28 protein-coding genes are annotated in these 26,494 nt (G+C 71.7%); 8 read left to right on the top strand and 20 right to left on the bottom strand.

The annotated features are described in order from the left end of the window. Together HII36_RS05100 and HII36_RS05095 are read right to left on the bottom strand one after the other, a co-directional pair. Positions 1-847: hypothetical protein (locus HII36_RS05100; RefSeq protein WP_217369186.1), on the bottom strand; the 847-nt coding region annotated here is incomplete at its 3' end. A 343-nt stretch (positions 848-1,190) separates the two neighbouring features. Next, the gene (locus tag HII36_RS05095; protein WP_173521860.1) at positions 1,191-2,441 is read right to left on the bottom strand and encodes a sensor histidine kinase; all 1,251 of its coding nucleotides are present in this window, start codon (positions 2,439-2,441) and stop codon (positions 1,191-1,193) included. A 505-nt stretch (positions 2,442-2,946) separates the two neighbouring features. Between HII36_RS05095 and HII36_RS05090 the strand changes: the two genes are divergently transcribed. Continuing rightward, a complete protein-coding gene (locus tag HII36_RS05090) occupies positions 2,947-4,014 on the top strand; it encodes an AraC family transcriptional regulator (RefSeq protein ID WP_173521859.1) in 1,068 nt (355 codons plus the stop codon). 21 nt (positions 4,015-4,035) lie between these two features. After that, entirely contained in the window at positions 4,036-4,476 is a 441-nt protein-coding gene (locus HII36_RS05085) for a VOC family protein (protein WP_173521858.1), read from the top strand. 200 nt (positions 4,477-4,676) lie between these two features. On the opposite strand, the gene HII36_RS05080 is transcribed toward HII36_RS05085, so the two are convergent. Next, positions 4,677-5,912 (bottom strand): MFS transporter, encoded by a 1,236-nt coding sequence (locus HII36_RS05080; protein ID WP_173521857.1) that lies wholly within the window; start codon positions 5,910-5,912, stop codon positions 4,677-4,679. 57 nt (positions 5,913-5,969) lie between these two features. Here HII36_RS05080 and HII36_RS05075 point away from each other — a divergent pair, with 57 nt between their 5' ends. Then, positions 5,970-6,956: an ArsR/SmtB family transcription factor gene (locus HII36_RS05075; RefSeq protein ID WP_217369185.1), complete on the top strand. Its 987-nt coding sequence runs from the start codon at positions 5,970-5,972 to the stop codon at positions 6,954-6,956. Between the two features lie 6 nt (positions 6,957-6,962). Here the strand turns inward: HII36_RS05075 and HII36_RS05070 are convergent, their stop codons facing one another. Next, a complete protein-coding gene (locus tag HII36_RS05070) occupies positions 6,963-7,682 on the bottom strand; it encodes a hypothetical protein (RefSeq protein WP_173521856.1) in 720 nt (239 codons plus the stop codon). 52 nt (positions 7,683-7,734) lie between these two features. On the opposite strand from HII36_RS05070, the gene HII36_RS05065 reads away from it, so the two are divergent. Next, the gene (locus HII36_RS05065; RefSeq protein ID WP_173521855.1) at positions 7,735-8,127 is read left to right on the top strand and encodes a hypothetical protein; all 393 of its coding nucleotides are present in this window, start codon (positions 7,735-7,737) and stop codon (positions 8,125-8,127) included. A 45-nt stretch (positions 8,128-8,172) separates the two neighbouring features. On the opposite strand, the gene HII36_RS05060 is transcribed toward HII36_RS05065, so the two are convergent. The 4 genes from HII36_RS05060 to HII36_RS05045 are packed head-to-tail and all read right to left on the bottom strand — an operon-like array spanning position 8,173 to position 12,909. Further along, the gene (locus HII36_RS05060) at positions 8,173-9,462 is read right to left on the bottom strand and encodes an AAA family ATPase (protein ID WP_173521854.1); all 1,290 of its coding nucleotides are present in this window, start codon (positions 9,460-9,462) and stop codon (positions 8,173-8,175) included. 31 nt (positions 9,463-9,493) lie between these two features. Continuing rightward, positions 9,494-10,921 carry a hypothetical protein gene (locus HII36_RS05055; protein ID WP_173521853.1) on the bottom strand — a complete coding sequence of 476 codons (1,428 nt, stop codon included), beginning with the start codon at positions 10,919-10,921 and terminating at the stop codon, positions 9,494-9,496. A gap of 31 nt (positions 10,922-10,952) precedes the next feature. After that, positions 10,953-12,080, bottom strand: a complete 1,128-nt coding sequence (locus tag HII36_RS05050) for a hypothetical protein (RefSeq protein WP_173521852.1) — start codon at positions 12,078-12,080, stop codon at positions 10,953-10,955. A 34-nt stretch (positions 12,081-12,114) separates the two neighbouring features. Next, positions 12,115-12,909, bottom strand: a complete 795-nt coding sequence (locus HII36_RS05045) for a hypothetical protein (protein ID WP_173521851.1) — start codon at positions 12,907-12,909, stop codon at positions 12,115-12,117. Between the two features lie 131 nt (positions 12,910-13,040). On the opposite strand from HII36_RS05045, the gene HII36_RS05040 reads away from it, so the two are divergent. After that, complete coding sequence (locus HII36_RS05040) at positions 13,041-13,448, top strand: hypothetical protein (RefSeq protein ID WP_173521850.1); 408 nt, start codon at positions 13,041-13,043, stop codon at positions 13,446-13,448. Beyond that, positions 13,448-14,053 carry a TetR family transcriptional regulator gene (locus HII36_RS05035; protein ID WP_173521849.1) on the top strand — a complete coding sequence of 202 codons (606 nt, stop codon included), beginning with the start codon at positions 13,448-13,450 and terminating at the stop codon, positions 14,051-14,053. The genes HII36_RS05040 and HII36_RS05035 overlap by 1 nt, the downstream gene beginning before the upstream one ends. On the opposite strand, the gene HII36_RS05030 is transcribed toward HII36_RS05035, so the two are convergent. The 6 genes from HII36_RS05030 to HII36_RS05005 form a co-directional block, all read right to left on the bottom strand. Continuing rightward, on the bottom strand, positions 14,007-14,828 hold the full coding sequence (locus HII36_RS05030) for an ABC transporter permease (RefSeq protein ID WP_173521848.1): 822 nt from the start codon (positions 14,826-14,828) through the stop codon (positions 14,007-14,009). The genes HII36_RS05035 and HII36_RS05030 overlap by 47 nt on opposite strands. Then, positions 14,825-15,595: an ABC transporter ATP-binding protein gene (locus HII36_RS05025; protein WP_173521847.1), complete on the bottom strand. Its 771-nt coding sequence runs from the start codon at positions 15,593-15,595 to the stop codon at positions 14,825-14,827. Before HII36_RS05025 ends, HII36_RS05030 begins: the two co-directional genes overlap by 4 nt. A 91-nt stretch (positions 15,596-15,686) precedes the next feature. Beyond that, entirely contained in the window at positions 15,687-16,028 is a 342-nt protein-coding gene (locus tag HII36_RS05020; RefSeq protein ID WP_173521846.1) for a hypothetical protein, read from the bottom strand. 64 nt (positions 16,029-16,092) lie between these two features. Then, the gene (locus HII36_RS05015) at positions 16,093-17,112 is read right to left on the bottom strand and encodes a phosphotransferase family protein (protein WP_173521845.1); all 1,020 of its coding nucleotides are present in this window, start codon (positions 17,110-17,112) and stop codon (positions 16,093-16,095) included. Then, complete coding sequence (locus HII36_RS05010) at positions 17,109-18,299, bottom strand: acyl-CoA dehydrogenase family protein (RefSeq protein WP_173521844.1); 1,191 nt, start codon at positions 18,297-18,299, stop codon at positions 17,109-17,111. The genes HII36_RS05015 and HII36_RS05010 overlap by 4 nt, the downstream gene beginning before the upstream one ends. A gap of 54 nt (positions 18,300-18,353) precedes the next feature. Next, positions 18,354-19,139, bottom strand: coding sequence for a CPBP family intramembrane glutamic endopeptidase (locus tag HII36_RS05005; protein ID WP_173521843.1), 786 nt, complete (start codon positions 19,137-19,139; stop codon positions 18,354-18,356). 113 nt (positions 19,140-19,252) lie between these two features. On the opposite strand from HII36_RS05005, the gene HII36_RS05000 reads away from it, so the two are divergent. Beyond that, complete coding sequence (locus HII36_RS05000) at positions 19,253-19,600, top strand: DUF6285 domain-containing protein (RefSeq protein WP_173521842.1); 348 nt, start codon at positions 19,253-19,255, stop codon at positions 19,598-19,600. 66 nt (positions 19,601-19,666) lie between these two features. Here HII36_RS05000 and mctP read toward each other — a convergent pair whose 3' ends face one another. From mctP to HII36_RS04980, 4 genes are all read right to left on the bottom strand, one after another. Continuing rightward, on the bottom strand, positions 19,667-21,271 hold the full coding sequence (gene mctP, locus HII36_RS04995) for a monocarboxylate uptake permease MctP (RefSeq protein ID WP_328807594.1): 1,605 nt from the start codon (positions 21,269-21,271) through the stop codon (positions 19,667-19,669). Beyond that, positions 21,268-21,477, bottom strand: coding sequence for a DUF3311 domain-containing protein (locus tag HII36_RS04990; RefSeq protein ID WP_173521841.1), 210 nt, complete (start codon positions 21,475-21,477; stop codon positions 21,268-21,270). Before HII36_RS04990 ends, mctP begins: the two co-directional genes overlap by 4 nt. A 284-nt stretch (positions 21,478-21,761) precedes the next feature. Further along, positions 21,762-22,388 carry a carboxymuconolactone decarboxylase family protein gene (locus tag HII36_RS04985; protein WP_173521840.1) on the bottom strand — a complete coding sequence of 209 codons (627 nt, stop codon included), beginning with the start codon at positions 22,386-22,388 and terminating at the stop codon, positions 21,762-21,764. Further along, positions 22,388-22,936, bottom strand: coding sequence for a VOC family protein (locus HII36_RS04980; protein ID WP_173521839.1), 549 nt, complete (start codon positions 22,934-22,936; stop codon positions 22,388-22,390). Before HII36_RS04980 ends, HII36_RS04985 begins: the two co-directional genes overlap by 1 nt. 77 nt (positions 22,937-23,013) lie before the next feature. On the opposite strand from HII36_RS04980, the gene HII36_RS04975 reads away from it, so the two are divergent. Continuing rightward, the gene (locus HII36_RS04975) at positions 23,014-23,904 is read left to right on the top strand and encodes an SDR family oxidoreductase (RefSeq protein WP_173521838.1); all 891 of its coding nucleotides are present in this window, start codon (positions 23,014-23,016) and stop codon (positions 23,902-23,904) included. Positions 23,905-23,907: 3 nt separating this feature from the next. On the opposite strand, the gene HII36_RS04970 is transcribed toward HII36_RS04975, so the two are convergent. Together HII36_RS04970 and HII36_RS04965 are read right to left on the bottom strand one after the other, a co-directional pair. Continuing rightward, positions 23,908-24,855 carry a helix-turn-helix transcriptional regulator gene (locus HII36_RS04970; protein ID WP_173521837.1) on the bottom strand — a complete coding sequence of 316 codons (948 nt, stop codon included), beginning with the start codon at positions 24,853-24,855 and terminating at the stop codon, positions 23,908-23,910. Beyond that, positions 24,837-26,453 carry a CocE/NonD family hydrolase gene (locus HII36_RS04965; RefSeq protein ID WP_217369184.1) on the bottom strand — a complete coding sequence of 539 codons (1,617 nt, stop codon included), beginning with the start codon at positions 26,451-26,453 and terminating at the stop codon, positions 24,837-24,839. The genes HII36_RS04970 and HII36_RS04965 overlap by 19 nt, the downstream gene beginning before the upstream one ends. Positions 26,454-26,494 lie beyond the last annotated feature (41 nt).

Here is a 26,494-nt window from a genome sequence, read left to right as displayed (position 1 = left end):
CCGTGGGGGTGGGGACAGGGCCCGGCCGGCACGTGACGGTGTAGGCGGCGCGGCCGGAGTCGTGCCCTCCGGGGCTCAGGATGCGGATCGCCTTCCAGCCATTCGCGGAACCGGCGACCGTCATCGGCAGGCTGACCTGGCGCAGGCGCGGCCCGCCGGCCGCGAAGTGCAGGGACTCGGGCTGGGACTCGCCGGTGATGCCGTCGATCCACTGGTAGCGGATCGTGGCCGGGGTACGCGAGACCTGCAGGGTCGCGGTGAAGGTCACCGTGGTGGGGCAGACGCCGGTGTGGGTGGCCGGGGTGACGTCCACGTCGGCGGCCGAGCGGAGCGTGTCGTCGTCGGCGGGCAGCGGGCGGGAGACGTCCCAGACCTGCGGCGGGCCGTCGCACGAGACGCTGAACCGGGCCTTGCCCGACAACCCCTTCTTGCCGATGATCTCGACGGCCTGCCAGCCGGTGACATCGCGGTCGAAGGTCTGCCGGTCCTTCACCGTCACCTTGCGTGAGCCGTTCACGCGGAAGCTCTTGACCACGCTCTTGCTGCCGTCGCCGCGTACCCATCGGTAGCGGACGGTGCCCTTGCCCTTGGCGGCCACCACGGCGGAGAAACCGACCGTGGTCGGGCAGGCGCCCGACTGCCTGGCAGGGGACGCCTTCACCTTCGCCACCGCCGTCTTCACTGCCGGGGCGGCCGACGTGGCAGCATATGCGGCGGACGTGGCGGACGTGGCCGCCGATGTGGCGGATGGGGCGGCGGCATATACGGGTGTGGCGGCATATGCGGGTGCGGCGGCCAGCAGCCCGCCGAGCACGACCGTGCTCAGCAGTAACGCTGTCGCTTTCATCGAAGTCCTCTTTCCGTGATGCTGGGGATGCGCCGGCGGTCTTGCCGATGAAGGCGCCACCCACCCGCCCGTGGCCGGGGACTCGGGTCACATCCCTGTCCGGGTGCCGCGGCGGCGGAGACGCGCCGGGCCGGGCAGCGGTGACACTCGCGTCCTCCTTCGGCGGCGAACCTTCGGGGATGAACGCTAGGGACCGGTGCGCGCGGCGGTCGTCCACCTCCCGGGCGACCCCGCCTCCACAAATCGTTGAGGCTCAGCCGAGCGGAACCCTCGTCTTGGCGATACGCCGAGGCGCGATACGTCGAGGTTCGAACGAGTGGGAACCTGCGCGATGCGTTGTGGCTCAGAGGAGCGGGAACCTCGCCCACACGCGGAAGTCGTGCCGGCCGGGCACGGGCCCGGCGGCCAGTTCGCCACCGAACATCGCCACCCGCTCCCGCATCCCGACCAGCCCATGACCGCCACCATGACCGCCACCATGACCGCCACCATGACCGCCGCCATCACCTTCGCCGTGACCGCCGCCATCACCGCCGTGATGACCGCCGTGACCGCTTTTGCGGCCGTGGTGGGCGTCGTCGGGCCAGGCGGGGTCGCCGGGGCTGTCGGTCGTGCCGTCGTTGACGATCTCCAGCGTCAGCGCGCCGGGCGCGTGCGTCACCGTGATGTCGATGCGGCTCGCACGGGCGTGCTTGAGCGCGTTGGTCAGCGACTCCTGCACCACCCGGTACGCCGACTGGTCGAGCCCGGGCGGCAGCGGCCGCGGCCGGCCACGTACCTCGACGCCGACCGCCACGCCGGCCTCCCTGACCTGCCCCACCAGCGCGTCCAGATGCTCCAGCCCGGCCAGGGACGGCTGGACCCCCGTCCCGCCGGGATCGCGCAACATGCCCAGCATGAGCCGCAGTTCCTCCACCGCCTCGCGGCCCGCGCGCTCCACGTTGAGCAGCAGGTCGCGCTCGCGTGGCGCCTCCTGGCCGAGCATCGTCCGGACCGCGCCGGCCTGCAGCGTCATCAGGCTCACATTGTGCGAGACGATGTCGTGCAACTCCCTGGCGATCCTGGCGCGTTCGTCCGCGACGGCCTGCCTGGCCCGTTCCTCGCGCTCGGCCTCCAGCCGGGCGGCCTGCCCGGCCAGGCGTTTGGTCTGCTCGGTCTGCTGACGCAGCAGGATGCCGCTGAGGTAGGCGACGCCGATGAAGATCGCGCCGATCACCACCTCGGCCGGGTCGCCGGGCTGGTAGAGCTGCACGAACACGTACGCGATCAGCACCGCGGCGAGACCGCCCGCCCCGCGTCTCGTACGGAGTTCCGCGGCGCCGGCGACGGTGTGCACCAGGATCAGGATCGAGTAGAAATGCCAGGCCGCGTAGCCGGTGCCGCCGACCCCCCACACGGCGATGCCGACGCACACCAGCACCAGCAGCGCCGTCGCCGGGAAGCGGCCGCGCACGACCAGCAGCACCCCGGCGGCCAGCGCCACCGGCTGCCTGACGGTCAGGTTCCATGCGGTGGCGGCCTGCGCGAAGCCGTCGTCCTCGGGCAGGAGCACGCGTCCCTCAATAACACCGCGTAGTTCGTTGAGCTTCATCATCGTCGTCTCCCTTTCGAGCTCTCACCGGATGAGAACGACGGCGAGGCCGTGGACGCCGAGCGTGCCACCGCCCGCGGACCACTTCTTCGATCGTCGCTAGAAGTGTTAGCGACGCTAGTTTATCGGCGCTCATTTGTCTAGCGGTGCTAGCGCCCGGGAAGCGCCCGCCTCTCCGCAGAGCGCGCGCGAACGCGCCCAGCGCCACAACGTCACAACGCCTGGTCGTCATCGAGGCTGCTGCCGCATCGAGAGCGCCGTGATACCGGCGCAGATTTTCTGCAGCAATTCTGAATGCGCCGCTCGCGATGCTGAGCGCGCACAACGGCATCCGCGTGAACCTCGAAAGAAGGACGCCATGTCGACCAGGACGAAGGGCTCCACGACCAGCTCATGAGGTGAGCGCGACGACCATCCGGCGCGCACCGCTGCCGCCGGCCCTGGTCGGCCGTCTCCGCGCACCGGCGGGGAATCCTTGTCCGGCATCGGAACCCAGGAGCGGTTCAGGGTGTCAGATCCATCGACGGCGAACGCACTCGATTGCGTCCTGCTTCCTCGGCTCGTCATCACCGCGTCCGGCCTGGACCCGGCCCGCGTGGCCGGTCAGGCCGACATCCCGGCCTGGGCGCTGCGAACGAACCACGCCACGGTCGCCAGCGACCGCTATCTACGCATCTGGGAACTCGTCGAGCATGAACTGGGCAGCCCGTACGCCGCGGTGGCGATCGTCCGGAACTACCGGGTCGGCGCACTCGGGCTGTACGACTACCTGTTCATCACGGCGTCGACGCTCTGGGAGGGATTCGAGATATCGGGAACCTTCATGCCCACCGTCAGCACCAACTGGCATTTCCAGTACGCCTCGGAAACCGAGCGGGACATCACCTTCCACGTGAATCTCAACAACGGCGAAGGCCGCGGCGCCGAGCTGGCGATGCAGTTCGGCCTCATGGGCACGTTCACCCGGGCCCGGGCGGTCACCGGGCGGCCCGTGAACCCGGTGCGGGTCTCCTTCCGGCAGGCCGCGCCCCGACGCCGCGACGCGTTCGTCGACGTCCTGGGAACGGACGACGTCCACTTCGGCGCTCCGGCGGACGCCGTCACCGTACGCAAGGCCGACATGAATCTGCCCGTCCTGGGATTCGATCCGATGCTGGCGAGCATCCTGCGGCGGCACGCCGACGCACTCCCACGACCGCCGGCGGCGACCACCTGGCTGGATCGGTTCCGTCAGGTGCTGAGGGAGTCGCTGGGGTCGGGATCGTCCCTGACCCAGGTGGCCGCGCGGCTGGCGATGAGCCCGCGTACGCTGCAGCGACGGCTCGCCGACCTGGGCACCGGGTGGCGTCACGAGCTGGACGGAGTACGGCGGGCCGAGGCCGCCCGCATGAAGGCGGCCGGCCGCGCGGCCCTGGCACATCGCCTCGGCTACTCCGACGCACGCTCACTGGCCCGGGCGAACCAGCGATGGAAACACCGCGGTGTCGCGACGCCGGGGGACGAGGAAGTCGCGGAGGATGTCGAGAACGGCCCGGTGGCTCCGTCTCAGGGGTGGAGGCACGGCCGACGTGGCTGATTCACATCAAGGAGACCTGGCATGACGATCCAGCGGATGGACAACGTCCTCATCGTGGTCGACGACCTCGACGCCGTCATTTCGTTCTTCGTCGAACTCGGCATGGAACTGGAGGGCAGGGCGCCGATCGAGGGACGTTGGGTGGAGCGCGTCATCGGCGTCGACGACGTCCGGCAGGAGGTCGCGATGCTGCGCACGCCGGACGGACACGGCCGGATCGAGCTCGCGATGTTCCACACGCCGAAGGCGATCAGGACCGAGCCGCAGGACGCGCCGGTGAACACGCTGGGCATCCGCCGCATCATGTTCGCCGTCGACGACCTCGACGAGGTCGTCGCGCGCCTGCGCGGGCACGGCGCCGAACTCGTCGGCGAGGCGGCACAGTACGAGGACAGCTTCCGGCTCTGCTACGTCCGCGGCCCCGAGGGCATCATCGTCGGACTGGCCGAACAACTCGGCTGAAGACCCTGCCCGGCGGACGACGCCGATCGCCGCGGCCGGGGGGCTGACCAGGGCCTTTCGGGCGGAGGCTCCGGGAGCCGACCGGCCGGCGGCAAGACGCCGAGCGTCCGCGGCCGGAGAACCGATCTGCCGCCGTCTCGGCTTCCGCTCCTGCGGCCGGCTGGTCGAGCACGCCGTCACCCCGTACCCGACCTCTGTGGTCAGTACGACTGGCCGACGGGGACCAGCGGGGCCGCGCGTCTGGCCACCGCGGCCGCGCCCGTCCCGGCCAGGACGAAGAGCGCGGCCAGCCCGGCCCAGCCCACCGTGCCGAGTTCGACCGCCGTCGTGGCGAGCACCGGCGAGAACATGCCGGCGATCGCGTAGCCGGTCTGGCTCAGCCCCTGGTAGGCGCCGGCGCTGCGCGGGTCGGCCAGTTCGAAGGACATCCCCCAGCCGCCCGCCTCGCCCAGGATCTCACCCATGGTGTGGGTGAACGCGGCCACCACGAACAGCGCACACGCGACGATCACGGTGGCGTAGCCGGCCAGGGCGTACAGGCCGCAGGCGAGGGCGAGCAGCCACGACGCGCGCCGTACCGTGAGCCCGGCCGTGCGGACGTCGTCGGTGCCGCGCGAGGCACGCACCTGGAGCGCGGCCACGACCGCGGTGTTGAGCACGAGCAGCACGGAGACGATGGCGGTAGGCGCGTCGGTGGTGGCCACCCAGAGCGGCATGCCGACGGTGAGCAGGCCGAACTGCATGGCCACCACGGCGTTGCACACCACGCTCGCCAGGTACGTGCGGTCCCTGAGCGGCGAGGGCCCGGTGGACGCGGTGCGCTCAGCCCTGACGGCGGTCATCGCGGCGGCCAGCTCGGGCACCCGGCGGCCGAGCCCGGCCAGCGGCACGGTGGCGGCCAGCAGCAGCACACCGGCGACGACGATCGCCGTCCGGTACGCCGGCGCGGTGCCGATCAGCAGCGCGGCCGCGGCGGCGGTGGTGCCCAGGCCGATGAAGACGTTCGTGACCACGCGCATCCTGGCCCGGACCGCGACCCGATCCGGACCCTGGTACCAGCGTGCCAGCATCGCCTGCTTCGACGAGGAGCCCACCGAGCGGGTGATCACGGCCACGCAGGCGATCAGGGTGAACGCGACGGCGTCGGTGACGAACGTGTAGGCGAGCAGCGAGAGGCCGTAGAGCCCGGTCGCCACCGTCTGGACGTGGTGTGCGGCGACCCGGTCGGCCAGCCACCCTCCCGCGTACGAGGCCAGCACCCCGGCGCCGCCCGCGATGCCCAGCCCGAGACCCACCGTCGTCACGCTGAGCCCGATGACGAGCGTGAAGTACAGCGTGCTGACGGCGTAGAAGACGCCGCTGGAGAGCGCGAACGCCATCGTGCTGACGGTCAGCGTCCGGGCGACGCGGTCCTGAGGGAAGAAGGTCTCGATCACGGGGGTCTTTATCCCGTAATAGGGCCTTTGTCGCCAATTGATGTAGCGTATGGCTTCATGCCGGGCCTGATTGAATACGAGCTGGCGGGGATGGACGTGGCCGACGTCCGCTTCGCCATCTCACCGCTGAACGAGCTCACGCTCTCGCTGCGCACGTTCCGCGACCCCGGCCGCTATCCCGTGCACCTGCCCTGGCTGCGCCGCACGGAGCAGGTCAGATCCACCCTGGACGTGCCCCTGCTGCGCGCGCTCACCAACGACGACATGTGGACACCGGACTACCTGTCGCCCCGCCCCCACGCCCCGCTCACCCGCATCGACGACGAGTTCGCCGCACTCGCCCGCGTACCCGTGGAACGCGTGCTCCACGACCTGCACGCCATCCACCCCCGGCTGCCGGAACCGCTGCGCGGCGCCGACCCGTCGGCCCGCATCCTGGACGCGCTGCGCGACTACTGGCGCACCTGCTTCGCGCCCTGGTGGCCCAGGATGCGCGCGGTGCTGCAGGCCGACGTCGTGCACCGCGGCCAGGTCATCTCCGCCCACGGCCTGGCCGCGATGTTCGCCGACCTCAACGAACGCGTCCAGCTGAAGGACGGCGTCGTCAGCATGCGGCTGATCAGCGACAGCCACTACCGGCGCGCCACCAGCGGCGAAGGCCTCACCCTGGTCCCGACCCTGTTCAGCCGAGCGCCCACCACGCCCATCTCACCCGCCGAGCCGCCGCTGGTCATGTACGCCACCCGGGGTGTCGGCACGCTCTGGCAGACCGAGTCCCGCCCGTCTCCCGCCGTGCTCACCGACCTGCTGGGCGCCACCCGGGCCGGGCTGCTCGCCATGCTGGAGACCCCCGCCTCGTCCACCGAACTCGCCGGCCGCCTGGGCATCACCACCTCGGCCGTCAACCAGCACCTGCGCACCCTCCGCGCGGCCGGCCTGCTCGCCAGCGCCCGCCACGGGCGCTCGGTCCTCTACCTGCGCTCGGAACTCGGCGACGCCCTGATCACCGGATCGGGCCCGAGCGCCGCCGACGTCGCATGCTGAATCCGGTCATCGCGGCACGGGCTGTCTCAGGAGGACCGCGGCGACGTAGACCGCCCGCACCCGGTCGTTCCTGACGAAGGACAGTGCCCCCGAAGGGGAGGTCAGGTCCGCCATCAGACCGGACACCTTTCCGTCGCGCGCGATCGCGCGCAGCCGGTCGCCGCTCAAACCCCAGGCGCCCAGCGCCTTCTCGTCCTCCGGGCGAAGGCTCGCGCTCCAGCGCCTGAACCCCTCCAGTACGCTCAGGTCCGCGCAGCCGGACATCTCCAGGGTTTCACAGTTCGCCGCTTTCCAGCCGAAGGGTTTCTTTCCTCGCCGGGCATCCAGCAGAATCGTGGACGCCGACAATCCCGTCCGTTCCAGCTGCGCCTCGGACATCGGCTCCGACAATTCGGCGATGACGGTGACCATGAAATGCTCGTCGTCCAGGCGGGTCAGCAGCTTTTCGACCTCCTGCCTGGCCTGCCGCGACCTGCCCGTGCCCGCCGAATAACGTTCGAATGCCAGTGACGTGCCGGTCCGCCCGCCGGGCATCGCCCCGGAGATCTCGCCGATCACGTTGTTGACCTGGATCTCGTGTTTCCTGGCGATGGGCCGATCGACCTCGGTGATCTCCCACGGCACGGGCAGCACGTTCACGGGGATCAACGTGAATTCGGGCGTGCCGGACGGGGGAGTATCGGGGAAACTCACCTCGTAATCGGGGTTCATCAGCGCCCAGGCCATGCCGTAAAACGTGGGAATATGGCGGGATCCGGGCCGCCTTTAGGATCTTGCGGTGAAGATCTGGACGAGGCGCCCTGCCAAGGCCGACGTCGAAGCGGTCGTCAGCCACTACTTCGGCCTGCTCCGAGCCGGGAACCTCCAGGAGGCCGAACAGCTCGTCGATCACGCGTCGATGCGGCACGTGCTCAAGTCGCTGTGGGCGGGCTCGGCCGGAGCGAGCGCCGACGCGGAGGCCGCGAGCGGGAGCGTTGCCGCCGACGCCTGGGAGCAGGACCTGGCCTGGCTCGGCGAACTCGAACTCGGCGGGTTCCGCTGGGGCCACACCGGCAGCCATCTCTCCGCCGAGGTCACCTGCCGAGCGCGGATCATCGAGGTGTCGCTGGGCTTCTGGGTCAAGCCGACCGACGCCGGCTGGGTCGTCGCCGGACCGTCCACCCTCTGGTAGGACGCCCGAAAGGCCGGCCGATCGCCCGCTCCTCGTCGGAACGGGTCAGACCCGGTGGGCGGCCAGGTGTTCCAGGACGGACTGGTTGGCCTCCCAGCCGTCAGGGAACTTCACCGGCACCCCCAGTTGCACCGGCTCCGCCGACGGGTGCGCGTCCAGGAGTTCGGCGATCCCGGCCCGGGCCACAACCACGCACGCGTGCCGGTGCCGGGAGGCCAGGACGCACAGCCGTCCGGACTCCAGATGGAACGCCGTCGCGTCGCGGCGGCCCGACAGCGGGTGCAGGACGATCGTCACGTCGTACTCGCGGCCCTGCAGGCGGTTGGCGGTGTCGACGGTGATCTCGGGCGGCAGCCCGGCGTTCCTGATCGCGGCCACCTGGTCGCGGTGCGCCGCGCCCACCGCGATGCGGTCGGCGGTGACGGGACGTTCGCCCTGCTCGGAGCCGGCCACCGCGCCGCGCTGCAGCAGCCGGGCCGCCAGCAGCGCCACCGCCTCGACGGCCTCACCGTCGGTGCGCACGGTGTGCCGGTTGGGCAGCTCCAGCAGCGCCCACCCGGACCTGGCCGCCTCCTCCAGCGCCCGGTCGTGCACGGTGCCCATGCCGCCGGTGGTCAGTTCGAGACGCCGGTCGCCCGGCCCGGTGCCCGACCTGAACCCGGTGAACGGGTAGAACGCCTGCGACACCACCGGCGCCGCCGACGCGGGCAGCCGCCACGACACCGGCAGCCGGTGCACCGGCAGGTCCGGGTTGTGCCGCAGCAGCACCGACACCGCGCTCTGCAACGGGTCCCACGACAGGCCGGACCAGCGGTCGCCGTCCACGATCGAGAACGGGTCGAGTTGCCCGGGGTCGCCCACGAACAGCGCCCGCTCGAAGAGCCCGGCGATGCGCAGCAGCTTGTCGGAGCGCATCTGGTACGCCTCGTCCACGATCGCCCACGGCCACACCCGTCCGGCGATCCAGGCCCACTTGTCGGCGGTGGCGATGACGATGTCCGGATCGCCCAGGTCCTGGATCCTGGTGCCCACGGTGACGCCGGGCAGGTCGAGCAGGCGGCGCGGCGGCACGTAACCGCCGGCGGACAGTCGGCCCACGGTCAGCCGCGGGTGCTTGTCGCTGATGCGCGTCACGAGGTCGTCGACCTGCTCGTTCGTCTGCGCGACGATCATCAGCGGCTCGCCGGTGGCGGCGATGTGCGCGGCGGCGCGCACGACCAGGGTGGACTTGCCGGCGCCCGGCGGAGAGTCGACCACCACGCCGCGGTGCCTGGGCAGGTCGGCGAGCACGTTCCGGATGACCTGCTCGGGGCTGAGGTCGGCCGCGACGGTCATGTCCACTCCTGTCCCCGTCTGGGCTCGCGGGTCACGACCACTCCTCCTCGGCGTCCTCGTCCGTGGGGACGTATTCCTGCGGCGGCCCGCCGTGCGTCCACGGGGTCGCCTCGGCGTCGGGCAGCGTCGGCGAGCCCTGGAAGTCGTCGGTCAGCGACGTGTAGCAGACCCGCTCGCCCACCTCGGGCACGCTCCCCGGCGCGGGGGTCTTGGCGCGGCCCATGCCCTTGGTGATCTTCACGGTGACCAGACCCTGGTACGACTCCACCAGCTCGGCCCCCTGCGCGCGGCGCTGCGGCGTGCCCAGCGCGGTGCCGGGGGACAGGCGTACCGGGTCGTCGGTCTTGATCACCACCAGCGGGCGGAGCTTGCGCGAGCGGCCCTCGCCCTCGGTGTGGTCGGGCTCGGTCTCGATCACCTCGCCGGCGAACGCCTCGCCGCTGAGCCGGTACTCGGCCATGACCAGCGGATCGTCGTAGGCGCGCTGCACGTCGTAGGAGGCCTGCGCGCGTTCCATCCGGGCCAGCTTCGACGCGGCGGCGATCGCGCCGTCGCGCCTGGCCTGCGGCGGCGCGCCCTCGGCGATGTGCGCGGCCATCGCGCTGAACGAGCCGCGGTCGTGTTCCCAGCGCTGCGCCACGCTCGCCCCCGCCTCCAGCCCGGCCAGCAGGTCTACGGCCTGCCACATCAGCCGCCAGGTGGGTTCGAGCTGGGTACGCAGCGCCTCGGTGATGCGCTCGGCCGACTCGCTCTCGATCGCCGGCGCCAGCACCTCGGCGTCGAACCCGGGATCGGTCGCCGGGCCGGCCGGCGGCCAGATCAGCGGGTCCTCGGCGGCGTCGGTGGGACCGTCGGTGATCCAGGCCATCAGCGCGGCCAGGTTGGCGTCCTCCAGCCCGCTCTGCCCGCTGGCCCAGTGCCTGCCCAGCTCCTCGGTCGCGGCCGGCATCAGCGACGAGCCGGGATAGCCGGCCCGCTCGGCGAAGTACGTCAGCCACCTGCCCAGCAGCGGCACCGACTCCGGCACCGGGTACGGCCCGTCGGTGCGGCGGAACCGGGTGGACCGGCCGAGCAGCCGGGTGAACGCCACCCCCGCCGGGTTCGGCACGATCAGCTGCGGCGCGTCGAGCGTCCGCTCGTACGGGTCGGAGTTCTTGCGCTCGACGGTCTCGGTGTCGTCCAGGAACCCGTCGAGGTACGGCAGCAGCAGCCCGGCCAGGTCCGCGGCCCAGGCGAAACGCAGGTCGCGGTTGCGCGGCTGGGTCACCACGAGCAGGTGGGGGTGGGCGCGGTCGGTGCCGAGCATGGCGGCCAGCGGCGCGGCGGCCTCGCCGGACAGCTTGAGCGGGATGAACACCATCGGCCGCGTGGACAGATGGCAGTGCCTGACGGTCGCGATCGGCTGCGCCCGGCCCTCGTCGAGGGCGCGCAGCCGGGCGAGCGAGGTCAGCAGGCTCACGGGACAGGCTCCCCGAACACGCGCGCGGCGGTCATGTCAGGCACTCCTTGCGCAGGCGTTCCGCGCCGCGCAGCAGGCGGGCGATCTCCTCCTGGCCTTCGGCCGGCTGCCTGACGCCGTCGGCCAGGCCCAGCGCCTCGGCCACCGAGGCGACCCCGCCCAGCTCGTCGCGCACGTGCCGGCCGAGCAGGTCGGACGCGCCCTCCTGCCGGGCCTCGTCGCGGCAGAAGAAGCACAGGTCGCAGGTGGACAGGCAGTCGGGCGCGTAGCGGGCGGTGGCCCGGCGCAGCGCGTCGGCCAGCTCGGCGACCGGCCTGGTGGGCCGGCCGTCCTCGCCCGGCACCAGGTCGAACGTGAGATCGTCGGGCAGGCCGTCGAGCAGCCGGTCGAGCGAGGTCATCCTGGCCAGCTGCCGCTTGAGCACGGCGAGCTGCTTGCGCACGTCGACCAGCGTCGCCACCGGCCGGTTGGCGAAGTTCTCCGGGCAGACCAGCACCACGTCGTGCGCCACCTTGAGCGGGTCGTGGCCCAGCTCCTCCAGCATGGTGCGCAGCGCCAGCACGTACACGGCCGCCTGGCGGGCCGCCGCGGCCACCGCCGCCGGGTCGGCCTGGCCGTCGATCACCGCGAACGACTTGATCTCCACGATGTGGAAGCGGCCGCCGAGCTGGAAGGCCACCACGTCCGGCTCCAGGTAGGCGGTGTGCCCGGCGATGCGCAGGCTGAGCAGCGGGTGGTCGTACAGGGTGCCGGCGTCGTGCGTGTCGCGGGCCGCGCGGTCGATCAGCGCCCTGGTGTGGGTGTGGCGCAGGTGCGCGCCCACGTTCTCCACGTCGTGGTAGGCCACCTCGGCGATCGGCAGGCCGAGCAGTTCGCGCAGCATGCGCAGCAGCTCGGCGCAGCCGTCGGCCTTGACCAGGGTCTCGAACACGTTGCCGCGCGTGATCGCGAACGGCGACTGACCGAACGGCGCGGGGAAGCCGAGGTGCCGGGCCGCGGCGTCCTTGTCGATGCCGGCGCCGTCCATGAGCGCCCTGCGGGTGCAGCCGGGGTTGGCGGCCAGGGCCGCGATGGCGCGGGCGTCGTGCGGCTGCTGCGGGGTGCCGCCGCGCAGCGCGTCGAGCCGCTTGGCCTGGTCCTCATGGCCGAGACCCTTCATGCGCCCACCGCCCGGCCCGCGTGCCTGAGCCTCTTCACGTGCCCATCACCTGCGCATCACCTGAGGCCCCTTCCTTCCTGATCGTGCTCAGCGTAGCGGCGCCGAACAGCCTGGCCACGTCACCGAGCTGGGATGTCGCCCGTTCCTCCAGCTCGGCGCGGTCCCGCGTGTCGCGTTCCGCGTGCACGCGCAGCTCGGCGCCGGCCGCCTCGATCACCCGCCCGGGATCGGGCGGGGTGACGTCGTCGTCGGTCGCGCCGGGGATGTTCCTGGCCAGCCGGCCCAGCAGGCGCAGCGTGCGCTCGTCGTGCGGCTGCCGTCCGGCGATGGAGATCGCGCAGTTCAGGAAGTCCACGCGCGGGCTGAGCGGGCCCACCATGCGCCGGTGCAGCGGCCACGTGCTCAGCGCCAGCAGGCCGCGGGCGGGGGACAACCGGTCGGTCAGCGCCGCGCACAGGTAGAAGGGCCGCCCGTACGGCGACGACCTGAACGAGCGCTCCTCGTCGCGGCGCAGGCTGGTGAGCTGGCTGCTGCGGATGCTGCCGCCGAAGAAGACGTCGCTGACGGCCACGATGAGGCGCGGCTGCGCGGGCGAGGCGAGCAGGGCCAGCGCCTGGTGCACCTGCTCGCGGACGGTGACCAGCCGGGGCAGTTCCGGCCTGGCCCGCGACGGCTCGCCGCTGACCAGCGAGTCCCAGGCCCGCTCGGCGGTGCGCAGCTCGGCCCGCAGCGCGCGGGCGGCGGCGTTGTCCTTGGCCCGCATGGCCTTGCGCACCCCGGCCCGGAGCTCGTCGATCCGCCGTTCGAGATCGTCCAGCCGGTCACTCATGGCGCGAAGCGTACCAAGAGTTCCAGCATTTCCCAGTATTTACGTAGAAATCTACACTGTAAAGGTGCCGACCTGGCATGTTTGACGGCTCACCCCGGTATCCCGGCGGCCGGTGAGAGACGATGCCGGATGTGACGGATGAGGTTCGACGTCTGATCGCGAGCGTCGCCGGGCTGGCCGCGCTGCCGCCGGTGTACTACCTGACCGAGGCGGGCGCCAGGGCGCTGCGCACCGCGCAGGCCGGCTTCGGCCCCGCGCCGGCGGCGCTGGGATACCTCGCGGCCGTGGCGGTGGTGGTGGCGCTGCTGGCCGCCTGCCCGGCCGCGGCGCTGGCCTGCGGGCTGCCGCTGGCCGCGGCCGGGGCGCTGTTCGCGCTGGACCTCGACGCGGCGATCGGCGCTGCGGACGTGCTGCCGTGGCCGGGGCGCGGCGAGCCGGCCGGCACGGTCGCGGGGGCGAACGGCCTGTACGCGCTGATGGGGACGGCCCTGGTGGCCTCGGCGCTGCTGCCCCGGCGGCGGCGATCTATCCTGGGCTGATGAGTGGACGCGACCCGGATCGCCGCAGAGCGCTGCTCGACGCCGCGGACCGTGTCATCCAGCGGGAGGGTTCCGAGGTGTCCATGGCGGCCATCGCCGCCGAGGCGGGCATCACCAAGCCGATCCTGTATCGGCACTTCGGTGACAAGAGCGGGCTGTACCAGGCGCTGGCCGACCGGCACGTACGCACGGTGATCGGCCAGCTCCGGCCGGGCTTCGCCGCCCCCGGCGACCTGCGCGAGAGGGCCGGGGCCACGATCGGCGTCTACCTGGATCTGATCTCGGCCAACCTGAACCTGTACCGGTTCCTGTTCCACCGGGCCAGCGCCGAAGACTCCAGGATCCGCTCCCACATGACGGCGCTGGTGCGCGGGCTGGGAGAGGAGCTGGGCGCGGTGCTGGCCGCCGAGCGGGTGGTGCCCGACGCGGTGCGCGCGCAGGTGCTCGGGCACGCGTTCGTCGGGATGGTGCAGACCACCGGCGACTGGTGGCTGGAGCACCCGGAGGTGGACCGGGCGCAGGTGGTGGAGGGGCTGGTGGACGTGATCGTGGCGGCGGTCAGTCACCGAAGCGGGAGAGCTTCCCATGCCGCCGGGCGTAGTTGAGCGCCCAGGCGAACAGGCCGAGCGTGGCGGCCAGGTAGCCGACGTCGAGTGCGGCCGCCCAGGCCAGGCGATCCCACGGCACGCCGCCGCCGGCCATCACCGTACGCATGCCCTCGAAGACATGTGAGGCGGGCAGCAGCCACGACACGCTCTCCAGCGGGCCGGGCAGCACGGAGACGGGGTAGAAGATCCCGGCCAGCGGCTGCACGACGAACACCAGCGACCAGGCGATGACCTGGGCGTTCTCGCCGAAGCGGAGCACCGCGGCGATGCCGACCAGGCCGAGCGACCAGCCGAGCACCAGCAGCAGCGCCATGAACGGCACCAGGCCCACGCCGAGCGTGGTCAGCCCGAAGCCGTACAGGACGAAGGCCAGCACGCCCATCACGGCGACGGCGAAGGCCACCTTGCCCAGCGAGAACAGCACCAGGCCGATCAGGTACTCGACGCTGGACAGCGGGCTGACCTGGACGTTGAGCAGGTTGCGCGACCAGATGTCCTCGAGGAAGGCGATGGAGATCTCGTTGCTGGCCTTCTGCAGCACCTGCCACAGCAGCACGGCGCCGATCAGGAACGCCACCACGAACGGCACCCGCTGGGTCTGCAGGAACAGCGTGACGAATCCCCACAGCAGCAGCTCGACGGTGGGCCAGAAGAAGATCTCGAAGATCCGGATCGGGCTGCGGCGCAGGGCGGCGAAGTCGCGGTGGACGACGCCGAGCACCCGCCGGCGGCGGGCGGCCAGGCTGCGCGGCTCCAGGGTGACGGCGGTCACGGACGGGCTTCCTTCAGAGAGGGCCGGGCTTCGTTCAGGGAGGGCCGGGCTTCGTTCACCGGGCGCCGGGGTTCGTTCTGGCGGGCGACCTTGATGAAGACCTCTTCCAGGTCGTCCACGCCGTAGTGCCCGGCCAGCTCGCGCGCGCTGCCCGCGGCCACGATGACGCCGTCGGACATGAAGTGGATGCGGTCGCACATCCGCTCGACCTCGCGCATGTTGTGCGAGGTGATCAGCATGGCGCTGCCGCTGTCTCTGGCCACGCCGGTCAGCAGGCCACGGATCCGGTCGCCGGCGTCGGGGTCGAGGTTGGCGGTGGGCTCGTCGAGCACCAGCAGCCTGGGCGCGTTGAGCAGGGCCTTGGCGAGCTGGACGCGGGTGCGCTGGCCGGAGGACAGGGCCATCACCTGGCGCCTGCGGAACGCGCCGAGCTCGAACAGCTCGATCATCTCGGCCACCCGCCGCCCGGGGTGGCGGACGGCGTACAGGCGGGCGAAGGCGTCGAGCACCTCGTGCACGCGCAGCGCGCCGGGCAGGTCGACGTAGCTGGCGGCGAAGTTGATGCGGCTGAGCACCTCGACCCGGTGCCTGGCCAGCTCCAGGCCGAACATCTCGACCGTGCCCGCGTCGGGTGTGATGAGGCCGAGCAGCATGTGCAGGGTGGTGGACTTGCCCGCGCCGTTGGGGCCGAGCAGCCCGGCGACCTCGCCTTCGCCGATGGTCAGGCTGATGTCCCGGACGGCCGTGACCGGTCCGAACCGCTTCATCAAGTGAGACGCTTCCAGAATGGTCACCGAACAAGCGTGCGTTCGGTGACCGTACCGGCGCAACGGGTTTTCTCGCGGGGGGATCAGGCGGTCAGGAGAAGACGACCGAGCGCACGAGCAGGCGGTTCGAGGCGCCGCCGCCCGGGCGCAGGGTGTAGTAGACGTCGCCGGTGCAGTCGGCGTTGAGGAACACCGTGGCGGTCGACTTGGTGAGGTTCTTCGGCGCGTAGGCGGCGTCGCCGCCGTTCGCGCCGGCCATGGGCAGGTCGATGCACTTCCCGCTGAGCGGGTCGGTCAGGAAGCCGATGACCTCGGAGCCGTGCCAGGTGCGGTAGGTGTAGCGGAACTGGCCGGTCGCGGCCGCGGCCGGGAGGGTGACGGCGAGCGCCAGGGCGACGGCGCCGGCGGCGGTGAGGGCGGAACGGAAGCGCATGGGACGTCCTTCTTCTGCACGACGGTGACAACGGTGATCATCGTAGTCACGGAGTCACGCAGAGTCACCGTAGCGCGGCGAGCAGGTCCCATTCGTTCTCGCACACGCGCCGCCCGATCGCGGCCAGCTCCACCGAGCGCGCCCCGCCGCGCAGGTGCCGCATGGCCTGCATGACGCAGATGATGCCCCATTTGAGCACGCCGAACGTCTCCCACCAGCGCAGCGCGTCGCGGTCCACGGGGTGGCCGCCGGCCTGCTCGTAGGCGTCGATCAGCTCGTCGTAGCCGCCGAACCCGCCCACCGGGGGCTTCGCGCCGAAGCGCCACGCCTTCACGCACAGCCAGCCGAGGTCCTCGACCGGGTCGCCGGCGTGGGCCAGCTCCCAGTCGAGCACGGCTCTGATCCCTTCGGGGCCGACGATCAGGTTGCCGTTGCGGAAGTCGCCGTGCACGAGCGTGGTGCGCGGACTGGCCGGACGGGTGGCCGCCAGCCGTCTGAAGGCCAGCTCGAAGACCGGGTGGGGCTCGCCGAGCAGGTCGAGCACGTCGCGCCAGTACCGCAGCGGGTCCTGCGGCGCGGATTCTGGCAGGTGGCCGGGCAGGCAGCCGGGCGGCATGCGGTGGACGGCGGCCAGGGCCCGGCCGCACTGGCCGGCCAGGAGCGGGCGGGCGGCGCGGTAGGCGTCGTCGCGCAGGATCTTGCGCGGGATCGTCTCGCCGGCGACGCGGGTCATGAGGATGTAGGTCTCGGCGGCGGCGACCACGCGGGGGACGGGCGCGCCGGCCTCGTGCGCGGCCCGCATGAGCGCGGCCTCGACGGCCAGCCCCGCGCCCGCCTGCGGGAGAGCGTCCGCCTCGGGGAGCGGGCCGGCCTGGGGGAGAGCGCCCGCCTGGGGGAGCGCGCCCGCGTCTGGCGTGGCTCCGGGGGAGTCCAGGCGCAGGATCAGCTCGTGCCGGGCGCCGCCGGGGGTGTCGACGTCCAGCGCCCAGGTCTCGCGTGACGCGCCGCCGGGGAGCCTGACGGCGCGGGCGACGGTGGCGGCCGGGCCGAAGACGTCGCCGACGATGGTCTCGGCCGTGCTCATCGCAGGCCGAACTCCCAGTTGCCGCCGGCCGCGTATTCGCCGAGTATCCGGCGGCCGACCGCGTCGATGTGCACCTCGTCCGGGCCGTCGTAGATGCGTCCAGCCCTGGCGTGGCGGTACATGCGATCCAGCGGGGTGTCGGGGGTGAGGCCGGCCGCGCCGTACACCTGGATGGCGCGGTCGATGACGTCGTGCAGCATCCGCGCGCCCACCACCTTGATCGCGCCGATCTCCACCCGCGCCTGCGAGCCGGCGTCGATGGCCTCGGCGGCGTTGAGCGTGAGCAGCCTGGCGGCCTGGATCTCGGCGTAGGAGTCGAACACGTGCCGGCGCATGAGCTGCTTGGCGGCCAGCGGCCGGCCGGACGTGGTGCGGTCGTTCAGCCTGCGGCACATCAGGTCGAAGGCGCGCTGGGCCTGGCCGAGCCAGCGCATGCAGTGGAAGATCCGGCCGGGGCCGAGCCGTTGCTGCGCGATGACGAATCCCTGGCCGCGCGGGCCGAGCAGGTTGGCGGCGGGCACGCGGACGTCCTCGTAGCGCACCTCGCAGTGCGCGCCGTCCAGGCCGAGCACGGGCGTCTCGCGGACGATTCGGTAGCCGGGCGTGTCGGTGGGCACCAGGATCATGGAGAAGGCCAGGTGGGGCGGGCTGTCCTGCTCGGTCCGGCACATCACGGTCGTGTACGCCGCCCGCGAGGCCCCGGTGGTGAACCACTTGTGCCCGTTGATCACCCATTCGCCGCCGTCGAGCACGGCAGCGGTGGCGAGCTGGGTCGGGTCGCTGCTGGAGACGGCGGGCTCGGTCATGGCGAAGCTCGGCCAGATGTCGCCGCGCACCAGCGGGTCCAGGTAGCGCTCGCGCTGCTCGGGCGAGGCGTGCTCGTGCAGCATGAGGGAGTCCTGCAGGGTGAAGGTGCCCAGCGCGAGCTGGCCGAACTCGCTGCGTCCCTGCACCTCGTTGACGTAGACGTAGTCGAGGAACGGCATGCCGCCGCCGCCGAGCTCGCGCGGGTGCCCGAGCGCCCACAGCCCTTCCTTCTTGGCCTCCGCGCGCAGCTCGTCCAGGGCCGTGGCGGCGGCGGGGCCGCCGCCGTGCAGCACCGCTTCGGCGGGTTCCACCCGTTCTGTCATGAACGCGTGGACGGCGTCACGGATCGGACGGACGTGGTCGGGCACGGCGAAGCTCATGAACGGATCTCAACCCGAAAACGTTGCGCGGTCAACGGGTTGCTGGAGTGGGATTCAGGGCAGCCAGCTCACCCGCCCGCGCAGGAAGGCGTACCCGACGAAGGCGACGGCGTCGATGAGCGTGTGCGCGACGATCAGCGGCATCGCGCGTCCCCACCGCTGGTAGAGCCGGCCGAAGACCAGGCCCATCACCACGTTGCCGACGAATCCGCCGAAGCCCTGATACAGGTGATACGACCCGCGCAGCAACGACGACACGACCACGGCCTTCCACGGCCCCCACCCGGCCTGCCCGAGCCGGTGCAGCAGATATCCGGCGACCAGCACCTCCTCCAGCACGCCGTTCTGCGCGGCGGCCAGCAGCAGCACCGGCACCTGCCACCACACCTCGGGCAGTTGCCCGGGCACGACGGTCAGGTTCACCCCGGCCGCCCACACCGCCAGGTAGAACGCCAGCCCGGAGCCGCCGATCGCGGCCGCGAGCACCGCCCCGCGCACCAGGTCGCCGCCCGGGCGGCGGAAGTCGGCGCCGATCGTGCGCATCGACTCGCCCGAGCGCACCATCAGGTACGCCACCAGCCCCACCGGCGCCACCGAGATCACGATCTGGGTGAGCTGCAGCGCCAGGTCCAGCCACGGCCGGTCGGGGGCCAGCGATCCGACCAGCACGGCCTGCTGGCCCTTGAGCTCGCGCGGCGCGGTGAGCGCGCCGATCAGCCGGACGAGCGACACCAGCGCGCTGGCGCCGAGCGAGACCGCGAAGACGACGATGATCTCGGCTCTGATGAGCTTGGGGCCGAGCACCGGGGCCGCCGGTACGAGGGGGGATTGAGTGTGCATGGCCGCAGGTTAGCCGCCTACCGCTCCGATCCGGATAAATCCTGCCTTGTCATGGTGGCTCCCGGCCGCCGACCATGACGATCACACGCGCGCACCACCGCGAAGGAGACCGTATGCCGCACGACATGCCGCACGACGTGCCCACGGCGGGGCAGCTCGTCGCCGCCGTCCGCGACTTCCTGCAGTCCGACGTGCTGCCGGCCCTCGACGGCCGGGTCAGGTTCCATGCGCGGGTGGCGATCAACGTTCTCGCGATGGTGGAACGCGAGCTCGAACTCGGCCCGGAGCAGGCGGACGAGCACGCCAGGCGGCTGGCCGACCTGGGGGTGCGGGACGACGCCGAGCTGGCGGCGGCGATCCGCGACGGCCGGCTGGCCGACGACGACCGGCTGCTGAACGCGCTCACCGACGCCGTGCGGGCCAAGCTGGCGGTCGCCAACCCCGGCTACCCGGAGGCGTGACACGCACGAGGCCCCCGGCGGTGGTCCCGTAAACGGGAGCACCACCAGGGGCCGGGGATCGGGCGGCTAGTGAGAGCCGGCCGGGTCCAGGTCCAGCTCCTTGACCTTCGGGTCGCCCTCGTCGACGAAGTAGTCCTCGCGCTGCGTGGCGTCCGGGCCGTCGGTCACCTTCAGCGCCCGGAAGATCAGCGTGCCGAGCACGGCCACCACCAGGTTGACGATCAGCGCCACGAACCCGGCGTAGATCGTCATCTTGGTGTCGAAGCCCAGGTTCGACAGGCTGAACGCCGACCCGCCGAAGTGCAGCTTGCCGGAGCCGGGGGCGCCGGGGATGGTGTACAGCATCCACATGCCGGCCGCCAGGCCGAGCGCCCAGCCGGCCATCAGGCCGCCCTTGTGGAACCAGCGGGTGTAGAGGCCGAGCGCCACCGCGGGCAGCGTCTGCAGGATGATCACGCCGCCGATGAGCTGCAGGTCGATGGCGAACTGCAGGTCGAGCAGCAGGATGCAGGCCACCGCGCCGACCTTGACCAGCAGCGACACCACCTTGGAGACCTTGGCCTCCTGGGCGTCGGTCGCGGCCTTGTTGATGTACTCGCGGTAGATGTTGCGGGTGAACAGGTTCGCCGCCGCGATCGACATGATCGCCGCGGGGACGAGCGCGCCGATGCCGATGGCCGCGTACGCCACGCCGGTGAACCAGTCGGGGAACATCTGGTCGAACAGCTTCGGAATGATCGTGTTGGGGCTGCCGGGGACCGGCTTGGTGCCGGCCGCGATGGCCATGTAGCCGAGCAGCGCGATGAGGCCGAGCAGCAGGCTGTAGGCGGGCAGCGCGGCCATGTTCCGCTTGATCACGCCGCGGTTCTTCGAGGCCAGCACGCCGGTGAGGCTGTGCGGGTAGAGGAACAGCGCCAGCGCCGAGCCGAAGGCCAGCGAGATGTACTGGAGCTGGTTGGCCCCGTTGAGCAGGATCCCGTCACCGGCGGACGGCGAGGCCTCGAACTTCTTGGCCGCCTCGCCGAAGATGAAGTCCCAGCCGCCCAGCTTGATCGGGATGTAGATGATCGCGGCCAGGATCACGATGTAGATCAGCGTGTCCTTGACGAACGCGATCAGCGCCGGCGCCCGCAGGCCCGACTGGTAGGTGTAGGCGGCCAGGATCGCGAACGCGATGATGATCGGCAGGTGCCCGGTGACGCCCATCGCCTGCAGCACCGCCTCGATGCCGACGAGCTGCAGCGCGATGTACGGCATCGTGGCCACGAGGCCGGTGATGGCGACGATCAGCGCCAGCGTGGGCGAGCCGAAACGGGCCCGGACGAAGTCGGCCGGCGTGACGAACCCGTGCACGTGCGAGACCGACCACATGCGGGCCAGCACCAGGAACACCAGCGGGTAGACCACCACGGTGTACGGCAGCGCGTAGAAGCCGAGCGCGCCGGCGCCGAACACCAGCGCGGGCACGGCCACGAACGTGTAGGCGGTGTAGAGGTCGCCGCCGACGAGGAACCAGGTGATCCAGGAGCCGAAGTTCCTGCCGCCCAGTCCCCACTCGTTGAGGCTCTCGATGTTGTCGGGCCGCCGCCACCGCGCGGCCACGAAGCCCATGCCGCTGACCAGGAGGAACAGCGCGATGAAGACGACCAGCTCGGTCGTGTGCCCGCTCACTTGCTCATCCTGTAGACGATCGTGGTGCAGACGACGCCCACGAGGATGAACGCGAGCTGCAGCCAGTAGAACAGCGGGAAGCCCATCACCCGCGGCTCATCGGCGTTGAACAGGAACGTCAGCAGCGGCAGCACGATCGGCACGACCAGCAGCCAGTTCCATGGGCTGCGGTCGGTTCGCCGCCGCTCCGGTTCGCCGGTTGTCATGGACCCCTCCGAAGAACGCATCAGGGGCCGGACTCTCGTGACCGGCGCCTGACATTCGGTCAATGGAGGGAGGTTAGCTTTATGCCGGTATTAAACCCAACGTCCTGAATGTTACGTTTTGGCTTAAATGTCGAGATGAAATCTCGGCATCCGAGACGCCGGGCGGCATGAGAAACCGCTCTCACCGGGACCCTAGTGAGAGCGGTGGCGCACACACCCCCGCCGATCGGCGAGTGGTCGGCTACTCGCGACGAACGGTCAGTGGCGCTGAGACGAACGGTCGATCAGCCCGCCAGCTCGTCGGCGATGTCCCGGGTGCCGTATCCCTCGGGCGCCGGCACCTCGACGATCGGGTCGGGCCGGTCGTCGAACTCCAGCCGCAGCGCCCGCGCCATCGTCGCGTGCATCTCGTACATGCAGATGATGTAGGTCAGCTCCAGGATCTGCTCGTCCGGCAGGTGCGCGGCCAGCGCCGCGAACACCTCGTCGGGCACCCGCCCGCCGTCGAGCACCAGCGCGTCGGTGTAGGCGAGCACCGCGCGCTCCAGCTCGCCGAAGACGGTGCTGACCGGCCAGTGCGCGACCGCGCGCACCTTCTCCTCGGCCACGCCCAGCGCCCGCAGCTGCTTGCAGTGCTGGGAGTAGACGAACTGGCTCTGCCGCGCCCAGCCGGCCCTGACCTGGCCCAGCTCGCGCAGCACCGGGTCGATCGAGGACTCGCGGTAGAGCTGGAAACCCTTGACGCAGTGCCGGAAGATCTTCGGGTCGAGCGCGAACACCGACCACCAGTCGCCCGGCGACCCGGTCGCGGTGCCGTCGTCGGCCGAGCCGTCCGGGACGAGGCGGTCGTTGAAGAAGGTCACCACCGGGTCGGTCATCTCGGCGCGCGGCACCCGGCGCAGGCGCGGCATCAGACGGTCCGCTCGGCGGCGGTCCGCGGCTCGTGCCGCACGTCGCCCGGCTGCCCCACCGGACGGGTCCAGGCGGCGAACTCGACCAGGATCCCGTCGGGGTCCTTGAAGTAGATCGAGCGGACGAACACGCCGTCGTGCATCTTCGGCGCCACGCCGAACTCGCTGTCGTCGTGGTTCAGCAGCACGCCCACGTCGATGCCCTTGGCCACCAGCCGGTCGCGGTACTCCTCGATCCGCTCCGGCGGCACGTCGAAGGCGATGTGGTTCATCGACCCGACCGCCGACAGCAACTCGCCGCGGTCGGGCAGGTTCTTCGGCGCCGACACGCCCGGCACTCCGTCGGGCGCGTCGGGGAACCAGAAGAAGGCCAGCGCGTTGCCGCCGCCGCAGTCGAAGAAGAAGTGCTGGCCCCAGCCCATGGGCAGTTCTATGGTCTTGATCAGGGGCATGCCCAGCACGCCGGAGTAGAACTCGACGGTCCGCTTCATGTCGGAGCAGACCAGCGCGATGTGGTTGACGCCACGGAGCTCGAATTCGCTGTTCATAGTAACTACGTGCTTATCACGGAGGATCGCCAGAAAACATGACAGGAGATGTCCTGTTTCCGGAGGAGGGTGGAGACATGATTGCTTTGGTGGCGGGCGCGACCCGCGGAACGGGACGGGGTATCGCGGTGCAGCTCGGCGCGATCGGCGCGACCGTCTACTGCACCGGCAGGTCCACGCGCGAGCGGCGCTCGGAGATGAACCGGCCGGAGACCATCGAGGAGACCGCCGAGCTGGTCACCGCGGCCGGCGGCACCGGCATCCCGGTGCAGGTCGACCACCTGGAGGCGGCCCAGGTCAAGGCGCTGGCCGAGCGGATCGAGAGCGAGCAGGGCCGGCTCGACGTGCTGGTCAACGACGTCTGGGGCGGCGACCACCTGTGGTCGTTCGACACCCCGGTCTGGAAGCACGACCTGGACAAGGGCCTGCGGCTGCTCAGGCTCGCCATCGACACCCACCTCATCACCAGCCACCACCTGCTCCCGCTGCTGATCAAGAACCAGGGCGGGCTGGTGGTGGAGGTCACCGACGGCACCTGGGAGTTCAACGAGACCCGCTACCGCGAGAACGTCTTCTACGACCTGGCCAAGATGTCGGTGAACCGGCTCGGCTTCGCCTGGTCCACCGAGCTGCGCCCGCACGGCGGCACCGGGGTCGCGGTCACGCCCGGGTTCCTGCGCTCGGAGGCCATGCTCGACACCTTCGGCGTCACCGAGGAGAACTGGCGCGAGGCCAAGGTGGACATCTCGTTCCAGGTCTCGGAGACCCCCGCCTACATCGGGCGCGGCGTCGCGGCGCTGGCCGCCGACCCGGACAAGGCCCGCTGGTCGGGCAGGTCGATCACCAGCGGCGAGCTGGCCGAGGCGTACGGCGTGACGGACCTGGACGGCAGCCGCCCGCAGGTGTGGAAGTTCATCACCGAGGTGCGCGAGACGGGCAAGGACGCCGACCCGGCCGACTACCGCTAGCCGTCAGGGAGGGGAGTAGAGCGCGGACATGCGGGCGGCGGCGTCGGCGACCAGCGCCCGCAGCTCCGGCGGATCGAGCACCTCGGCCTCCGGCCCGAACCGCAGCACCTGCGAGTACGCCACCCCGATCGACTCCACGGCCAGCCGCACGGTGCCGTCGCCGGTCAGCGAGCCGAGCGCGTCGGCGAGCGCGGCCGGGTCGGCGATGTGGCGCAGCAGGCGCACGCCGCGCTCGCTGAGCCGCAGCGTGACCACGTCTCTCAGCAGGGACCTGCTGAACTCCGCCGACTGACCGGCCCAGAACGCCGCCAGGTCGAAGCCGGGGTCGCGGTCGAAGCCGTCTTCGTGCACCTCGATGTCGCCGAACCTGTCGACCCGGTAGATGAGGTGCCGCCCGCCGGTGCGGGCCGCCAGGTACCAGACGCCCGCCTTCAGCACCAGCCCGTACGGCTCCAGCGTCCGCAGGCCCTGCTTGTAGGCGGCGGTGATGCGCCGGTCGTTCCAGACCGCCCCGGCCAGGACGGACAGGGCGGCCGGCGGCGGCTCGTCCCCGGCGAACCAGCCGGGCGCGTCGAGGTGGAAGCGCTGCGCGGCGACGGCGGGGGCGTCGCGCAGCCCGGGCGACAGCGCCGCGGCCGCCTTCAGCCTGGCCGTGGCCGCCACGTCCTGCAGGCCCATCTCGCGCAGCGCGACCGGCACGCCCGACAGGAACAACGCCTCGGCCTCGGCCCGGTCGAGGCCGGTCAGGCGAGTGCGGTAGCCGTCGAGCAGCCGGTAGCCGCCGCCGCGCCCGCGGTCGGCGTAGACCGGCACCCCGGCCTCCGACAGCGCGAGCACGTCGCGGTGCACGGTCCGCTCGGAGACCTCCAGCTCCTTGGCCAGCTCGGCCGCCGTCATCCCGCCCCGGCCCTGCAACAGCAGGACCAGCGACATCAGCCGCGCGGCGCGCACGCGGACCGTCCCTGGGCCGGCACTCGGGGCAGCAGCAGCGCCGAGGGACGCTCGGGGGAGTGGAAGACCTCGACGTCGGCGGGGATCATCGGGCCGCCCGCGGCGAGCGGGTGGCCGGTGCCGGGATTGCGGGCGATCGTCGGGTACGCCCCGGCCGCCACGTGCACCCTGATCCGGTGGTCGCGCTTGAACCGGTGGCCGATCGGCCACAGGTCCACCAGCACTCTGCGCACGCCGTCCACTGTAGCGGCCCCGTCGTCCGGGCCGAGTCTGCGCACGCCCTCGCTGAGGTTGAGCGAGCGCCCGCCGGGGTGCACGTCGCACAGGCGCACCACCACGTCCACGTACGGCGTGCTGGAACGCACGAACAGCTCGGCGGTGACCGGGCCGATCAGCTCCACGTCGGCGTCGAGCGCCGGTGAGCTGTAGACCAGCACGTCGCGGCGGGCCTCCAGGCGGCGCTGGTCGCGCGGGCGCGAGTCGGCCAGCAGCACCGGGCCGCCGATCACCGGCGTCGGGTGCGCCGGGTGGTAGCGGAACCGGTCGGGCCCGGCCGGGCGCGGGCCTTCCCGGCCGAGGCCGAAGCCGTGCTGCAGGTGCCAGCGCTGCTCGCGCATCCCCGGCACCGGCCAGTCGGGGTAGTCGCGCCACTGCCCGGCGCCGGTCACGTACAGCCGGACCGGGTCGGGACGCAGCCCCGACGGGTCGCCGAGCAGGTGCGCGCGGAACCAGGCCACCGCCTCGGCCATGGTGGGCCGCCCGTGCCTGGGGTCGACGTGGTACCAGGGGCCGATCGTCAGGTACGGCCGCCGGCCCGCCGCGCGCATGGCCAGGTAGTCCTTGATCTGCCAGGGCAGGAACACGTCGTACCAGCCGCCGAGCATGGTGACCGCCGCCTCCACCTCGCCGACGCGCGGATGGAAGTCCCGCTTGTCCCAGTACGGCACCGCCGGGTCGGCGTGATGGGCCAGCAGCTCCTGGAAGAAGCGCAGCGGGTGGCCGGAGGTGAGCAGGTCCAGCTCGCCCACCGGCCGCCCGGACAGCGCCGCGCGCCTGGTGGCCCTGGGCACGGTCAGCATCGAGGTGACGGGCATGAAGGGGGAGCCCGGGTCGGTCAGCGCGGTCCAGCCCAGCGCCGACTCCAGGGCGAACGCGCCGCCCACGTAGGCGGCGTCCCTGAACTGGGAGGCGGTGATCTGGGTGGCCATCGCCTTCAGCTCGGGCCCGGCCTCGGCGGCCACCGCCCACTGGGTGAAACCCAGGTACGATGGGCCGAACATGGCGAACGAGCCGTGGTACCAGGGCTGTTCGCGCAGCCAGGCGACGGTGGCCAGGCCGTCGTCGCGCTCGTCGCCGAGCGGGTCGGGCAGGCCCCCTGACCCGAACCCGCCCCGGCAACTCTGGATCACCACCTGGAAGCCGTGCTTGGCGAAGCCGCGCCCGTACAGCCGGCCGATCAGGCCCGACCGGCCGTACGGAGAGCGGATGAGAATCACCGGCGCCCGCTCGTCCCCGGCCGGGAACCAGCGGTCGGCCAGCAGGTTCACCCCGTCGGGCATCGCTACGATCAGGTCACGCAGGACCCGTACGCGTCGCATTACCTACCAGTAACAGATGCCACCGGGGGTGCGGTAGACCG

The sequence above is a fragment of the Nonomuraea antri genome (assembly GCF_013283785.1).
Classification (GTDB): Bacteria; Actinomycetota; Actinomycetes; order Streptosporangiales; family Streptosporangiaceae; genus Nonomuraea; species Nonomuraea antri.
Note: the sequence above shows the minus strand (reverse complement) of the source record. Positions and strands in the feature narration are given on the sequence as shown.

Excerpts from the sequence above, each read along its gene's own strand:
- HII36_RS05085 (WP_173521858.1), top strand. The coding sequence starts at position 4,036 with ATGACGATCCAGCGGATGGACAACGTCCTCATCGTGGTCGACGACCTC.
- HII36_RS05025 (WP_173521847.1), bottom strand. The coding sequence starts at position 15,595 with ATGAAGCGGTTCGGACCGGTCACGGCCGTCCGGGACATCAGCCTGACC.
- HII36_RS05020 (WP_173521846.1), bottom strand. The coding sequence starts at position 16,028 with ATGCGCTTCCGTTCCGCCCTCACCGCCGCCGGCGCCGTCGCCCTGGCG.
- HII36_RS05060 (WP_173521854.1), bottom strand. The coding sequence starts at position 9,462 with ATGACCGTCGCGGCCGACCTCAGCCCCGAGCAGGTCATCCGGAACGTG.
- HII36_RS05075 (WP_217369185.1), top strand. The coding sequence starts at position 5,970 with ATGCCGGGCCTGATTGAATACGAGCTGGCGGGGATGGACGTGGCCGAC.
- HII36_RS04985 (WP_173521840.1), bottom strand. The coding sequence starts at position 22,388 with ATGCCGCGCCTGCGCCGGGTGCCGCGCGCCGAGATGACCGACCCGGTG.
- HII36_RS05095 (WP_173521860.1), bottom strand. The coding sequence starts at position 2,441 with ATGATGAAGCTCAACGAACTACGCGGTGTTATTGAGGGACGCGTGCTC.
- HII36_RS05070 (WP_173521856.1), bottom strand. The coding sequence starts at position 7,682 with ATGGCCTGGGCGCTGATGAACCCCGATTACGAGGTGAGTTTCCCCGAT.
- HII36_RS05000 (WP_173521842.1), top strand. The coding sequence starts at position 19,253 with ATGCCGCACGACATGCCGCACGACGTGCCCACGGCGGGGCAGCTCGTC.
- HII36_RS05005 (WP_173521843.1), bottom strand. The coding sequence starts at position 19,139 with ATGCACACTCAATCCCCCCTCGTACCGGCGGCCCCGGTGCTCGGCCCC.
- HII36_RS05015 (WP_173521845.1), bottom strand. The coding sequence starts at position 17,112 with ATGAGCACGGCCGAGACCATCGTCGGCGACGTCTTCGGCCCGGCCGCC.
- HII36_RS04990 (WP_173521841.1), bottom strand. The coding sequence starts at position 21,477 with ATGACAACCGGCGAACCGGAGCGGCGGCGAACCGACCGCAGCCCATGG.
- HII36_RS04980 (WP_173521839.1), bottom strand. The coding sequence starts at position 22,936 with ATGAACAGCGAATTCGAGCTCCGTGGCGTCAACCACATCGCGCTGGTC.
- HII36_RS05035 (WP_173521849.1), top strand. The coding sequence starts at position 13,448 with ATGAGTGGACGCGACCCGGATCGCCGCAGAGCGCTGCTCGACGCCGCG.
- HII36_RS05010 (WP_173521844.1), bottom strand. The coding sequence starts at position 18,299 with ATGAGCTTCGCCGTGCCCGACCACGTCCGTCCGATCCGTGACGCCGTC.
- HII36_RS04965 (WP_217369184.1), bottom strand. The coding sequence starts at position 26,453 with ATGCGACGCGTACGGGTCCTGCGTGACCTGATCGTAGCGATGCCCGAC.
- HII36_RS04975 (WP_173521838.1), top strand. The coding sequence starts at position 23,014 with ATGATTGCTTTGGTGGCGGGCGCGACCCGCGGAACGGGACGGGGTATC.
- HII36_RS05050 (WP_173521852.1), bottom strand. The coding sequence starts at position 12,080 with ATGAAGGGTCTCGGCCATGAGGACCAGGCCAAGCGGCTCGACGCGCTG.
- HII36_RS05045 (WP_173521851.1), bottom strand. The coding sequence starts at position 12,909 with ATGAGTGACCGGCTGGACGATCTCGAACGGCGGATCGACGAGCTCCGG.